Genomic DNA, 12,987 nt, shown 5'->3' with positions numbered 1-12,987 from the left:
GATGGCTGGTCATCGCTCAACCTTGGACCGCCCCCAGCTGCTGAGCGCCGCCGGCCTCGAGCGGCGACTGGGGGATCGGCTGCTCTGGAGCCAGCTGGATCTCGCGCTGGCCGGTGGTGATCGCCTGGGGCTGGTGGCGCCCTCGGGGGCAGGGAAAACCCTGCTGCTGCGCACCCTTGCCCTGCTCGATCCCCCCGAGGCGGGAACGTTCCGCCTGCTCGGGCGTTCGCCGGCGGCCTGGGGTCTGCCGCGCTGGCGGGCCATGGTGCTGTATCTGGCCCAGCGGCCCGTCGCCGGAGGGGGAACCGTGGCGGCGAACCTTCGCGCGCCCTGGCGGTTCCGGGAGCGGCGCGGGCAGGGCAGCTGGAGCCACGGGCGAATCACCGGCTGGCTGGCGGCCCTGGGGCGCGATCCCTCGTTCCTGGACTACGACGCCGAGCGGCTGTCCGGCGGTGAGCTGCAGTTGCTGGCCCTGCTGCGGGGCCTGCAGTTCGATCCCACCGTGCTGCTGCTGGATGAACCCACCGCCTCCCTCGACGGAGCCACCACCGCCGCCGTCGAGGCCCTGCTGAGCGACTGGCTGGCCACCGGTGCGCGCGCCTGCGTGCTCATCAGCCATGACGGCGAGCAGATCGATCGTTTCGCCACCCGCACCCTGGAGCTGCAGCGATGACCCCCTCGAGCGCCGGCGCCCTGACGATCAGTGATGGCCGCCTGGCCCTGTCAGGCCTGCTGATCCTGGTGAACGTGGGGCTGTCGGCGGCGCTGCGCCTGGGCCTGGGCCGCAGCCTGCTGGTGGCGTCGGTGCGGATGGTGGTGCAGCTGCTGCTGGTGGGATTTGTGCTCGAGTGGCTGTTCCACCAGGACCAGGCGCCCCTGATCGTGCTCGTGGGGGCGGCCATGGCGATGATCGCCGGCGTGTCCGCCGTCCAGCGCACCCGGCACCGCTTTGCCGGCATCTACTTCAACAGCCTGCTGTCGGTGATGGCCTCCTCGGCGCTGGTCACGGGCCTGGCGGTGTCGGGGCTGATCCGGCCCCAGCCCTGGTACAACCCCCAATATCTGATCCCCCTGCTGGGGATGGTGCTGGGCAACACGCTCAACGGCATCTCCCTGGGACTCGATCGCTTCATGGACGGCCTGCGCAGCGGCCGCGATCAGGTCGAAACAGATCTGGCCCTGGGGGCGACCCGCTGGGAGGCCTGCCAGACGGTGGTACGCGAGGCGATACGCGTGGCGATGATCCCGACGATCAATTCGATGATGGTGATGGGCCTGGTGAGCCTGCCCGGGATGATGACCGGCCAGATCCTCCAGGGGGCGGCACCGGCGGCGGCGGTTCGCTACCAGATCGTGATCCTGTTCATGATCGCGTCGGCGACGGCGCTGGGGGTGTTCGGCGTCGTGGGCCTGGCCTACGCACGGCTCACCAGTGCCGACCACCAGCTGCGGCTCGACCGCCTGGTGCGGCCTCGCGGCGGCCGATGACGAGGCTGCGTAGAGTCAAACCAACGATTGATCAGACTTGAAACAGCTCGTCGGGCCACTGCGCAGGGCATCCATCTATGGCGTCATCAGCTATCTGGGTCTTGTTCTGATCAATAACTCAGAGCTGAACCTTCCCAATATGTGGATCGCCTATCTTCCGATGTTCATCGGTGTCTATGTGGCGACTCAATGGCTGGATAGGACGTTTGGGGACTGAGAGACCTAAGAGCCGGATGCGTTGGTTCGGCGGCGTGGGCGCACCAGCAGGCCGTCCTTCGGGGAGGGGCTGGGAATGACCATGAGAGTCAGGTCCTGATCCGGCTCGAGGGCAAGGCTCAGCGGTTTGAGCAGCCCCACCGCCAATAGACGGATGTCCAGCTCCGCCAGCGCCTTCCCCAGGCAGACGCGCTCACCGCCTCCATAGGGCAGCAGGGTCACCATTTCGCCCTGCTCCAGATGCCGCTGGGGCCGGAAGGCGGCCAGATCCTCAGGGTCCATGCCATGGCGATGGCTGGCGGTGATGCTCACCTGCACCACCCGCTCGGCCGGAACCAGCACACCCGCCAGGGCGACGGGCTCCCGGGTGCGGCGAAAGAAGCCCCCCACCGGCGGTGTCAGCCGCATCACCTCCTTCACCACCGCATCCAGGCGCGGGGCTCGCTGGGCGTCGTAGGCGCTCACGGCGTCCCCCTCGGCAGGGGGCCAGCTCAGGCCGTCGAGCTCCTCCAGCAGCCAGGCCAGCTCGGCGGGATGCTGCAGCAGGGTGAGCAGCAGGCAACTGAGCGCGGAGGCGGTGGTTTCGTAGCCGGCGAACAGCAGCAGCAGCAACTGCTCCGCCACATCGTCGTCGGCCAGGGGGAGGCCGGCCTCATCCAGGCCGCCGGCCAGCAGGTCGAGGCCGCCAGCCGCAAGGGGAGCTCCGGAAGCCGAGGCGACCTGGGCCTTGTGAAGCACGGAGCCGAGGCGCCGCAACAGGCGCTGACGGGCCTGGCGGGCGCCGGCGAAGGGACTGCCGGGCAGGGCGAGCGGAAAGGAGAACAGGCCCCGGCACCAGATTTCGAAGTCCGTGAACAGGGCGTCACGATCGGCACCATCAAGCCCGAGCACCGTGGTGGCGATCACGGCGAAGGCGAAACGCCGCAACCGGGGCACCAGGGCCACGGGGGCTGGCGCAGCCAGCAGCTCCTGGTTGAGGCCCTCCACCAACGCCACGATCGCCGGGCTGTAGCGCCTCAGGGCGGCGGAGGCGAACAGCTGGCCCACCACCCGACGGCGCGCCTTGTGGTCGGCGCCGTTGCGGTTGGCCAGGGACAGCGGCCCGAGCAGCTGCCTCACACTGTCGGGCCACCAGCCCTCGACCGCGTCACCCTGGGCGAACAGGTCGGCAATGGCCTGCCCACCACGGATGAACACGGTGCGCTGCCCCAGCAGGCTGGTTTCGTAGACATCGCCGTAACGCTCGAAGCGTGAGCCGGCAAAATCCGGATCGCGGAAAAAGGCGAGGGTTTCGAGCACCCCGCTCACCGCTGCTGTGCTGGGAACGGGCCGAAGGGTGGCGGGGTCGGGGAGCAAGCAGCGTCATCCGGGGCAGTCTCCAGGCTGGCAGCCAGGTGATCGCGGTGCGACGCCGCTGGCGGCAAGCGCAGCGGCCTGCCGCATTGGTGGCGTGTTGAAAGGGGGCCAAGGATGGCGAGAAGGTTGAATCGATGACCCACAGGGATGTGGGACGGACAGGCTCTTTTCGCCAAGGAAAAGTGGGCCTAAGAAAGTGGGCCTAAGGAATCACCTTGGCGGGCTCGTGGCCAGGGCCGAAGTAGCTGCGGATGGCATCCTCCATCAACGTCTCGGACAGCAGGGGATTGTTGATGAGAAGACCGACCTTATCCTTTGGTTTGTAGACCACATAATAGGGGTCGTCCTGCTTGGGAAAGGTGAACCCAAGTTGGGCCGAAGGATCGCCTTGGTCGAGGTCGATCAGCACGAAGTTGACACGACCGGCATAGAGCTGTGACTCATAGGCAAAGCGCTGGAACTGCGTGGGCATATTCTGGGGACCCTTGTTCCGGTAAGCCATGATGAAGGTCGGCAGACCAGGCTTGAGAATCAGCCGGTCGACCTCATCAACAGTGACATGATAAACCGGTGGTCGGATCTTCAGAAAGCGGGTGATTTCAGCGCGCAGACGATCGGTTGAGATGGAATGAACGACAACTTCGGCACCATCCTTGAGATCCTTAACAGTGCCGATCATCTTCGGATTGTTGTTGACGAGCATGAAAATCGGGCCACGCCTCCAGGCTTCGTTGTGGCTGATATCACTCCATGTCTTCGGGTACTTGGCCTGGTCAAGCCGGTAGAACTTGATAGCCCCAACATAGTTATTGCTGTCGCGAGCGATCAAATCGAGCTGGGCCGTCTGTGTGGGACTGCTTTCCTTACTGGAATACACAACGACCATGGACTTATTGCCTAGCTCCAGCAGGAGGTGCGCCGCGTTGGCATCCGTGAGTTCTTCCAGCTTGAGGATGGCATCGACAGTTCTCTTGGCTGAGCCTGCACTGCTCGAGATCACCATCGTTGGGCTCGATGCTGAAGCAGGGCGGCCATAGCTACACACGCCGGAAGACGCCAGTACAACGACGCAAAGAGCAGCTGGGTTCCATCGAAACAATGGCTCTCCCCCAAACGGTCGATCAGGGAAACAGTAACTCAAGCTGCCAGTCTGTGATCTTTCTCGGTAGGTTTCTCCATGCGCCGTGGAGCATGCGGCGGCTTCCGGTGGAATCACTGAAGGCCAGATACGATCCAGACCCGGCAGGGCAGACCGGATGGTTGCGGCCTGGTGCGACGTCTGGAGATCCCGATCGAAAGAGTCTTAGCTTCCTTCAGCGCAACGCGGTCCCAAGGCGTCAGATGGATGAGTGGGGCGGGTGTCGATAGGGCCCAAGCAAGGGCCGGACGTCTGACGTGACCCCCTTTAGCGGTCCAGGCCTTATGAGAGTGGTTGGGTGTCGTCATGCGGCAGCTCCCTGTTGAGCTGCCTCCAGGGGCGTACGCCCCTGGAGGGCCGAATGGGGCCTGAGTGTGTTGTACTCCCAGCGCCAGCGATCGGCCAGGATCTGCGCCTCTGGGGCTGTGGTGAACAGCTCGGTGTTGAGGAACTCATCCCGGAACCGGCCATTGAACGACTCGGCAAAGCCGTTCTCCCATGGGGATCCCGGTGCGATGTAGGCCGTGCTGGTGGTGGTGCTGGCCTCACACCAATCCCGTAGAGCCTGCGCAATGAACTCCGGCCCGTTATCGGACCGGATGAACGCTGGCGCCGGGTAGAGGCTGGTGAGCTCCTCCAGCACCGCCACCACATCCTTGGCCTTGCAGCGTCTGCCCACACGGATCGCCAGGCAGAGGCGGCTGTGCTCGTCGATCACGTTCAGGAACTTGAGTCGGCGGCCATCGGCGGTGGTGTCGAACTGGAAGTCCATGGCCCACACCTGGTGGGGATGCTCGGCCCGGTGGCGGCGCACCGAGCCGTCGGCGGGTCGTGCCCGCTTGCGCTTCCTGGGAGTGGGCCGTTGCAGGCCTTCCTCCCGCGAGAGCCGTTGCACCCGCTTGTGGTTCACCGTCCAGCACTCGCGCCGCAGGAGGCGGTAGGCCATCCGGCGGCCCCAGCGGATGTGATCCGCTGCGATCTCCCGGAGACGCTGCCGGAGCTTGGCCTCCTCAATCGAGACAACCTTGCCGGGATGACGCTGGGTGCTGCGGTGCTGGCCCACCACCCGGCAGACGAGGCGTTCAGAAGCCCGGTAACGCTCCTGCAGGACCGTGACAGCCCTGCGGCGACGTTCCGGGCTGAGAAGTTTCTCGTCGCACCGCAAGGTGGGCCTCACGGCGCAACGAGGTCCTTGAGCATGGCCTTCTCCAGCTCCGTTTCCGCCAGCAGCTTCTTGAGACGGGCGTTCTCCTTCTCCAGCTGGGTCAGCCGCCGGGCCTCCTCGGCCTGCATGCCCCCGTACTGCTGGCGCCAGCGGTGGTACGTGGGCTGCGTCACCTCGATGACGCGGCAGACGTCGGCGACGGTCTTGCCCTGGGCGCTCAGCTGGTCGGCGGTCTTGAGCTTGCGGATGATCTGCTCCGCTGTGTGCCTGGTGCGTTTCATAGTGGAGTCCCCGGCCCAGTCAGGCCGGCTGAGAACTCTCATTCACCCTGGAGCGGTTTCCGGGGTCCACGTCAAGAGTGCCCAGAAATCGAATCAGCCTTGATGCAATGGGTGGAAGAAATGATGCTCATGATGTCGTCATGACGATGCGGCACCTGGGACTGAGCGCGCTGCGGAACCTCAACCCCCAGCAGCGGCGCTTACAGGTGCAGGCATGAACGACCTGGTGGGAAAGCACGGCTAACCTCTGTCGGGCCTCCGCCACCTGGTCGCCCCATTCCGCCCATCAGCATCGTGCCATGAGCCCACTGACCCCTCTCAGTCAAACTCTGCTGAGCGCCAAGCGCCGTAAGGGCGTGAGCTTCGCCGAGCTGGAAACACTTCTCCAGCGCGATGAAGTCTGGATCGCCAGCTTGCTGTACGGACAGGCCTCGGCCTCTCCAGAGGAGGCGGAGAAGCTTCTGGCGGCCCTGGATCTGGATCCAGACCTGGCTAACGAGCTGACAGCCCCGCCCGTGAAGGGCTGCCTGGATCCGGAGGTTCCGACCGATCCATTGATTTATCGCTTCTATGAAATCATGCAGGTGTACGGCCTGCCACTCAAAGATGTGATCCAGGAAAAATTTGGTGATGGCATCATGAGCGCCATCGACTTCACCATGGAGGTGGACAAAGTGGAGGATCCAACCGGCAACAGGGTCAAAGTCACCATGTGCGGAAAGTTTCTGCCCTACAAGAAGTGGTGATCAAAACCTCGTCCAGGCTGGTCTGACGCCGTGGCAAGGGGCCTCTCTCATGGGAGGGCCTCCGACCGTTGGCCAAGCCTTCCTGGAACGATGAGCGTGGATTGAAACTTTCACCCCTTTGCGCAGATAGGGCTCAGTTCCCGATGGGTGGATCGGGGAAAGTCAATCGGGGCGACAGGATTCGAACCTGCGACCTAGTGCTCCCAAAGCAGGTATCGAGACCAGTCAGAAAGCGTGATGGCGCGTCAGAACTGCTCTCCTGACTGAGCGTGAACGGCACTGATCGGGCAGAAGCGGTAGGTTTTGCGCGGATTTTGCGCGGCTACCATGCCACGTGTGCGGCTTGGCGAGAGCTGGGAGCTGGCCCTGCGGGTCGGTGTCCGAAGTTCCACGGCCCGGGGCTGGACACTGCGGGAGCAGGACCACTTCGCCCGATTGGAGGTGCGGATCGCGGGGAGTCCACGACAAACAGTGGCACTGCCATTCCGATGGAGTCAGCAGGAGGTAGGCCCGATCCTGGCCCGGGTTCGAAACATCTACCTGCTTACCCTCAAAGGCCACGGCCTGCGGGACGCAGCTGCCATTGCTGAGGGCCGTGGACCGCGGAGGACTGACAGCTGGAGCGATGCACTGCAAGGCTTCCGAAGCCAGAAGCTGGAGCATGGGGGGGCGATCAAGCCTTCCACCTGGGAGCAGCACTACGCCCCAGTGCTGGAGCTGGCGTTGCAGCAGCTGGAAGGCCAGAAGCGACCCACGGATGCGATTTCGCTGCTGGATGCCTGCCTGCGGGGCTGGGCGCCAGGTAGCCGTGCCCGGCAGATCAGGGCCCAGTCCCTGGCCCAGTTCCTGCGGCACTGCGTGGAGCGCGAGAAGTTCCCTGAGAGCTGGCGACCACCGGCCGATCTGAGGCCGCACATTGGGGTCGCCGCTGCTGAAACCGCTGCAGGGCACCGCAAGGGAGACCCCTTCACCGACCTGGAGGTGTTGCAGCTGATCGACGCCCTGCCCACGGATGAGCCAGGCCGACGCTGGGCCGATGCCTTGCGACTGCTGGCGGAGCTGGGCCTCCGGCCGATCGAGCTGCAGCACCTGGGGGTGCGCAGCGATCCGGGCAGCGGCAAACCGTTGTGGTGGTGCAGCTACCGCAAGCGCAGCGGCGGTGGAATGACAACCCCGCGATGGGTGCATCCACTGCCGCTCACCGACTGGGACGGGCGGAGACAGGATTGGCAGCTGCTGGAGCGCTGGCGCGCCGGCGCGATTGAGCTCCCGCCCCTGGGCGCCGGGCCGGGAGCCGCTGATGCGATCGGCACCTACCTCAAGCGGCAGCGGGGCTGGAGGGAACTGCGGGAACGCATGGCGACACGAGGGGAACGTGCTGTGCCGTACTCATTTCGGCATGGCTACAGCCTGCGGGGCCATCAACTCGGGATCGACCCGGGAAGTGTGGCGCTGAGCATGGGGCACTCCCTGGAGGTGCATCTCCGCAGCTATCCATGGGCGTCAGGTCAAGGAGCGGCAGCGGCGTTTGCCAAGGCCTTGGCGACTTAGCAAGACAAGGGCAGGAACTAAGCACATCCGGCAGCAGCAAGGGCATCTCTTGAGCTGACACTTGATCCCCCCTACCTGATCAACCGATGCGGTTCTGCAGGAACAAACGGCTGCCCGTCGTGTCGGCCATCCGCCAGGGGACGTCAATGAACGCTTCTGCCGCAAATCCAACGCGCCGCTCACTGCTGGACGTTGGATTGACTCCAGGGAGGGCACGCACTCCCGCTGGGGAGCTGGGGGTGATGGCGCGCGCGACGGTCCACAGCACCTGCCGGCCCTGGTGGTGCCGCTCGAAGCGATAGCCATAGGCCTCATGTCCGCTCCGCCAGGACATCACCCCCTGACCCAGCAGGGCAGCCAGATCGGTAGTGGTGAGGACCAGGGCGTTATCGGCAGCCTCGGCAAGCCCACGAGCCCGCAGCAGGGGATCCGCCGTTGGGGCAGCCGCCGCCTCCCGCATGGCCGCCACCAGCAGCGCAAGGTCGTTGCCTGGAGACCTCACGATCGCCGTGGCGTCTGCTGCTGTCACTGCCGTCGCACTGCCATCAGCCGCCACCGGCTTCAGGCCAGGGAAGGTCCCCATGGGCTGCCCTGACTGGAGGTGTTCGTGGAGCCTCTCCCCGAGTTCGATGAAGGCGCCCGGCCAGGTGGTGAGGGTGGAGGAGACGCGGATCAGCTCGACCCCGAGAGCGCGGGCGCGGGCCTTGAGGCCGTTGCGGCTGATCCCCCATCGTTTCTCCAGATCCCGGATGGAGAGATCGGCGGGCGCCACGTCAGAGAGTGCTGTCATGGTGTCGCGGTGCTGGCTCGATAGCAGGATGACGTGGATTTGGGATGCTGTCGAGCTGTCGCGCTGCCATCACGACAGCAGGTGAGGGTGCGGGTGCGGGTGCGGGTGGCCGGAGTGTTCTCCAGGGGCGGGGCAGCACTGCATCGGGAGAGAGTGCTGTCCGAATCGCCAATCCCCCAGCGGCCCCGAGCAGAGATCAACCATCTGATTGAAGCAGGGGGCGAGGAGGTCCACACCTGCCGCAGTTCCGCCCCTGTCGACCCACCAGCACTCAGAGGAACCGCAATGCAATTTCAACGCCACCTATGAGCACCGCCGTGACTGGACTGTCATCGAAGACTGTGCAATAAACTGTTGTATTCGGCAGTGACGTCGTCAAAGCCTAGCGTCCAGAAGTAATAGCCAAATGCTCCACCTTTGCATTGCCGCTCCATCTCTCTAGCGAAGATCACATCGACCACCAGAAAATGTGGCCAATAGAGTGGCTCAAAGAGCTTGACACCTGCCGGTACTGAGGAGAAATCCATGCACACACTGCCCACCCCATGTCCAGGGTAGGAAAAGTAGGTCGAGGATCCCTTATTGGCAAAGTAAGGGGCAACATCCTCCGCCAACGCAGTCTCCATCGCTCGTTCACGGAAGCAGGGTGGGGGATCAGTGATCCATGATGGTTGCGTACGGAACGACTTATCGGGCAAGAGGCAGTCAACCCTGGTTGCCACCTTCATGGCCCAATACTGTTCATGCTCGACGTCTTGAGAATGCTTGGTCCGAATCGTCCTTGCCTCAAAGCTGCAGCCTGCGTGACGATCGAGAAACGCCTTGAAGGAGTTCGATACTACAAAGAAGTCTCCCAAGTGATAGAAGTTCTGCATTCTGACACTGCTACGAGGAGGCTGTCCAAAGTGAAAGACAAGACCATCCAAGAAGGGCGGAAGAGTCGAACGGCGACATCGTTCATTCTGGCCGAGTAGTCCAACGTCAGGAGTGCCCCCAATGGCGCCTTCGAGTCTGTTAGGCGCGGGGTGACCGCATGGGGACATGAGGCTGAATGTGGTCATCTTCGAAAAGAGATAGTCGTAGAATTACACTCTAATCCTTGAAACAGTGTCTGCTTCCAAAAAGGACGCTCCTGCAGCGATCAGCCAGCCATCGCCAACTAGCATCGCTTGGCGACAATCATCAGAGTCTCGGCGAATACAGCAGAATTGGAGTTGACAGCTAACTACTTGTGCGAAACTACTCATTATTAAGCATGCTAACCGACTTTACTCAGACCATTGATCCGCATCCCATGTCACCAGGCGGGTCATAGGTTCCGTGCCAACCAATCAGCGCGCGTTCAAACGAATCCACATAGTAGCGGGAGCCAGCAGGAATCTTGATGACGCTGCCGCCATAGGCAACCAGCATTGTGTTTATTGCCTTTCGCTCTTGGGCTTCATCCCAAAAGTTGCTACTTGGGAACAGCTTGGGATCTCTTGGCGGACACCAGCAGTCATCCTGATCCAGGCAAGCCCGCTGCAGGACGCTTGCCAACTCATGGTGTTGATGCCTTCTTGCAATATCAGCTGCACTCTCATTCTCATAAGTGAGTGTCCCGATTGCCGTGCCAAGGCGAATCAGCTCGCGACAGGCTGCCTCATGACCGAAGCGGGCGGCCTGATGCAAAAAGGACCATCCGGAAAATGGATTCACGTATCTACTGCAGCCACTTGCGAACCGTGGTTCTGACTGCCAGAGGGTCAGAACATGCGCCCAGTTTCCCTTTTTTGCCTCGGCGTAGGCACTCTCAACGGATTGTTGCTTCTTCTCCACGCCCCGGCTAGTTCAACATGGCCACGAGGATTCTATGTGGTGCGTTGTCAGTCTTTCTCGGTTGGTCCATGCCCCACTGCTTCAGGGCTGAATGAGGGCGCGTAGTGACATCTACTGGCGCTGACGCTGGTTGATGGTCGATGGCCCTCCGCAGCCCCGTGGCCCGCGGCATCACATGGCCCAGCGCAGAGGCATTTCCTGCTGCGGATCGGCATCGCCTTCTTCATCGAGCCACTCCACACCCCAGTGGGAGCCGATGAAGCGGCCCACCACCGACGGTTCGTTGCCACCTGGGGCTCTACCTGGGGGTCCGCCTGGGGTCGCGCCCGAGCTGGCCAGAACCAAACGACTTCTGCTAGTACAGGTGTTCTCTGTGCTGGTGTTGTCGTGGCTGCTTCCCCACCCCGCTCCCGAGGCACACGGCTGGCCCCCAGCCCAGCGGCGGACGATGGCGGCTACGAGCAGTGGCCCTACCTCGATGAGGAGGTGCTGCTGGCCAGCCGCAGCCGCAAGGTCTGCATGACCTGCCACTGGTTTCGCCACCACGCCGGGGTGAACGGCATCCCGGTGCTCACCTGCCAGCTGCATCAGGGCTTGCTGGCCAATGGGGAGCACTTCACCCGCCGCTACCAGGGTTGGACCGAAGACATGACGCGCCAGCGGGGCTGGTGCCCGGAGGTGGCATGAGCAGCCGGCGGGCGGTGGTGGGTGTGATGGGCGATGGAGAGGGCGCCTCCGCTGAGGCTGTGGCCATCGCCGAGGAAATGGGGGAGTGCATTAGCCGCAAGGGTTGGGTGCTGCTCACCGGTGGCCGCCCGGCGGGGGTGATGGCGGCGGCCAGCCGCGGCGCATCACGGGTGGAGGGGCACCTAGTGGTGGGGGTGTTGCCCGATGTAGGCAACGACGACGACAGGCAGAGCACGGCGGAACTGGATCTGGCCGTGTTCACCGGCATGGGGATGGCCCGCAATGTGATCAACGTGCTCAGCTCCGATGTGGTGGTGATCTGTGGGGGCGGAGGCCCCGGCACAGCATCAGAAGCCGAACATGCGGTCAATGGGGGCAGGCCGTTGATCCTGATGGCGGTGCCGGTGTTGTGGCCATGGGCAGTTTCACGGTGAAGACACTCCCGGAACCCGGCTTGGAAGCCACGATGATTTCGCCGCGATGGCGACGGATGATCGCCGCCACGATCGAGAGGCCAAGGCCGGTGCCGCCCTGACGGCGGGAACGACCGGGATCACTGCGGAAGAAGCGATCGAAGATGCGTTGTTGATCGGCTGGAGTGATGCCCATACCGCTGTCCTGCACCTGCAACAGCCCAAGGTTTCCCTCGCGCCTCAGGCTCAGCAGCACCTCCCCGCCTGACGGTGTGTACTGAATCGCGTTCAAGAGCAGGTTGGACACGAGCCGATAGAGCTCCGATTCCACTCCCAACACGTTGAGATCGTCATCACCACTCTGCAGGCGGAGCTGCACCTCGGCAATCGACGCCGCCTCGCTGGTCTCCTCCAATAAATCGCATGCGATCTGCGTCAAGGAGCAGGACTGCATGGCGGCTCCGGCCTCGGGACCATCGAGCCGGGCCAGCAGCAGCAGGTCGCTGATCAGGCGGCTCAGCCGTTGCCCCTGCCCCTGGACCGCGGCCAGCATCTGGTCCCTGGCGACGGCGTCAGCCGGAGGCTTCGTCCTGTGGGCTTCCACCACGGCCAGCAGGTTGGCCAGAGGTGCGCGCAGTTCGTGGGCTGCATCGCCGGTGAACTGCTCCTGCTGCCGGTACGCCGCCAGCAACGGCCGCATCGCCAGACCCGACAGCCACCAGCTGGCCAGGCCTGCCACCACCAGGGCCAACACAACAATCGTCTGAGTTGCCCACCACAGTCGTTGCCGCTCTGCGTCGAGCCCGCTCAAACTGCGCCCGATTTGCAGATACCCCCAATCCATCTCCAGCGCATTCGCGCCAGGGTCCGCTGGCGTGTGGGAACGGTGCAGGTGGATCGAATACTGCAGGAAGCGTTCGCCTCCAGGCCCTGCCACCACCGTCCAGGCGGGGCCAGGGCGTTCTGCCTTGGCCCTTGGCGATCCCGGGGAGTGGGCGATCAGTCCACCGCTGGGATCCAGCAGGCGCAGGTAGAACCGCTCCGGGTCCGTGATGCTGACGGCGTGGCGCGGGATCAGCGAGGGGGCCGGCTGACATGGGGATCCCACCAGACAAAGCCCAGGCAGCACCGCGGCCAGCTGGGGAGAAGGCTTGGCTTCCGCCGGCAGCAACGGCTTAAGGCTGTCATGCAAGGTGCCGGCCAGGGTTTCCACCTCGCGCTCGAGGGCCGACCAGTTGGAGCGCATCAACAGGCCCAACATCCCAAGGCCTGCGCCATAGAGGATCACCCCGATCACCAGCAGGTAGACAGCCGCCAGCCGCATCCGGCTACGGGACA

13 protein-coding genes and 1 pseudogene are annotated in these 12,987 nt (G+C 63.9%); 7 read left to right on the top strand and 7 right to left on the bottom strand.

The window, feature by feature from the left end:
- The first annotated feature begins 22 nt into the window (after positions 1–22).
- From KUG39_RS16665 to KUG39_RS16655, 3 genes are read left to right on the top strand one after another with little or no spacing between them, the layout of a single operon-like run.
- Positions 23–673, top strand: a complete 651-nt coding sequence (locus KUG39_RS16665) for an ABC transporter ATP-binding protein (RefSeq protein WP_216914297.1) — start codon at positions 23–25, stop codon at positions 671–673.
- Positions 670–1,488 (top strand): ABC transporter permease, encoded by an 819-nt coding sequence (locus KUG39_RS16660; RefSeq protein WP_216914299.1) that lies wholly within the window; start codon positions 670–672, stop codon positions 1,486–1,488. Before KUG39_RS16665 ends, KUG39_RS16660 begins: the two co-directional genes overlap by 4 nt.
- Positions 1,489–1,525: 37 nt before the next feature.
- Positions 1,526–1,705: a hypothetical protein gene (locus tag KUG39_RS16655; RefSeq protein WP_216914301.1), complete on the top strand. Its 180-nt coding sequence runs from the start codon at positions 1,526–1,528 to the stop codon at positions 1,703–1,705.
- A 5-nt stretch (positions 1,706–1,710) separates the two neighbouring features.
- On the opposite strand, the gene KUG39_RS16650 is transcribed toward KUG39_RS16655, so the two are convergent.
- The 3 genes and pseudogenes from KUG39_RS16650 to KUG39_RS16640 all read right to left on the bottom strand — a co-directional run bounded on the left by KUG39_RS16650 (position 1,711) and on the right by KUG39_RS16640 (position 5,644).
- Positions 1,711–3,060 carry a cytochrome P450 gene (locus KUG39_RS16650; protein ID WP_286193040.1) on the bottom strand — a complete coding sequence of 450 codons (1,350 nt, stop codon included), beginning with the start codon at positions 3,058–3,060 and terminating at the stop codon, positions 1,711–1,713.
- Between the two features lie 202 nt (positions 3,061–3,262).
- A complete protein-coding gene (locus tag KUG39_RS16645; protein ID WP_216914303.1) occupies positions 3,263–4,063 on the bottom strand; it encodes a hypothetical protein in 801 nt (266 codons plus the stop codon).
- Between the two features lie 439 nt (positions 4,064–4,502).
- Positions 4,503–5,644: pseudogene (locus KUG39_RS16640) on the bottom strand (IS3 family transposase).
- Positions 5,645–5,943: 299 nt separating this feature from the next.
- Here KUG39_RS16640 and cynS point away from each other — a divergent pair.
- Complete coding sequence (gene cynS / locus KUG39_RS16630; protein WP_216914309.1) at positions 5,944–6,390, top strand: cyanase; 447 nt, start codon at positions 5,944–5,946, stop codon at positions 6,388–6,390.
- 723 nt (positions 6,391–7,113) lie between these two features.
- Positions 7,114–7,941: a site-specific integrase gene (locus KUG39_RS16625; RefSeq protein WP_286194022.1), complete on the top strand. Its 828-nt coding sequence runs from the start codon at positions 7,114–7,116 to the stop codon at positions 7,939–7,941.
- A 79-nt stretch (positions 7,942–8,020) separates the two neighbouring features.
- Here KUG39_RS16625 and KUG39_RS16620 read toward each other — a convergent pair whose 3' ends face one another.
- From KUG39_RS16620 to KUG39_RS16610, 3 genes are all read right to left on the bottom strand, one after another.
- Complete coding sequence (locus tag KUG39_RS16620) at positions 8,021–8,731, bottom strand: hypothetical protein (RefSeq protein WP_216914313.1); 711 nt, start codon at positions 8,729–8,731, stop codon at positions 8,021–8,023.
- 329 nt (positions 8,732–9,060) lie between these two features.
- On the bottom strand, positions 9,061–9,606 hold the full coding sequence (locus tag KUG39_RS16615) for a hypothetical protein (protein ID WP_216914315.1): 546 nt from the start codon (positions 9,604–9,606) through the stop codon (positions 9,061–9,063).
- Between the two features lie 397 nt (positions 9,607–10,003).
- On the bottom strand, positions 10,004–10,549 hold the full coding sequence (locus KUG39_RS16610) for an ankyrin repeat domain-containing protein (RefSeq protein ID WP_216914317.1): 546 nt from the start codon (positions 10,547–10,549) through the stop codon (positions 10,004–10,006).
- A gap of 387 nt (positions 10,550–10,936) precedes the next feature.
- On the opposite strand from KUG39_RS16610, the gene KUG39_RS16605 reads away from it, so the two are divergent.
- Both KUG39_RS16605 and KUG39_RS16600 read left to right on the top strand, forming a co-directional pair.
- Positions 10,937–11,236 (top strand): galactose oxidase, encoded by a 300-nt coding sequence (locus KUG39_RS16605; protein ID WP_353617357.1) that lies wholly within the window; start codon positions 10,937–10,939, stop codon positions 11,234–11,236.
- Positions 11,233–11,670 (top strand): SLOG cluster 4 domain-containing protein, encoded by a 438-nt coding sequence (locus KUG39_RS16600; protein ID WP_216914319.1) that lies wholly within the window; start codon positions 11,233–11,235, stop codon positions 11,668–11,670. Before KUG39_RS16605 ends, KUG39_RS16600 begins: the two co-directional genes overlap by 4 nt.
- Here the strand turns inward: KUG39_RS16600 and rppB are convergent.
- Positions 11,603–12,973: a two-component system sensor histidine kinase RppB gene (gene rppB, locus KUG39_RS16595; RefSeq protein WP_216918381.1), complete on the bottom strand. Its 1,371-nt coding sequence runs from the start codon at positions 12,971–12,973 to the stop codon at positions 11,603–11,605. The two genes, KUG39_RS16600 and rppB, sit on opposite strands and share 68 nt — an antisense overlap.
- Positions 12,974–12,987: the final 14 nt, after the last annotated feature.

Origin of the sequence: Synechococcus sp. CCAP 1479/10, from assembly GCF_019038515.1 — a bacterium.
Taxonomy (GTDB): Bacteria; Cyanobacteriota; Cyanobacteriia; order PCC-6307; family Cyanobiaceae; genus Cyanobium.
Note: the sequence above shows the minus strand (reverse complement) of the source record. Positions and strands in the feature narration are given on the sequence as shown.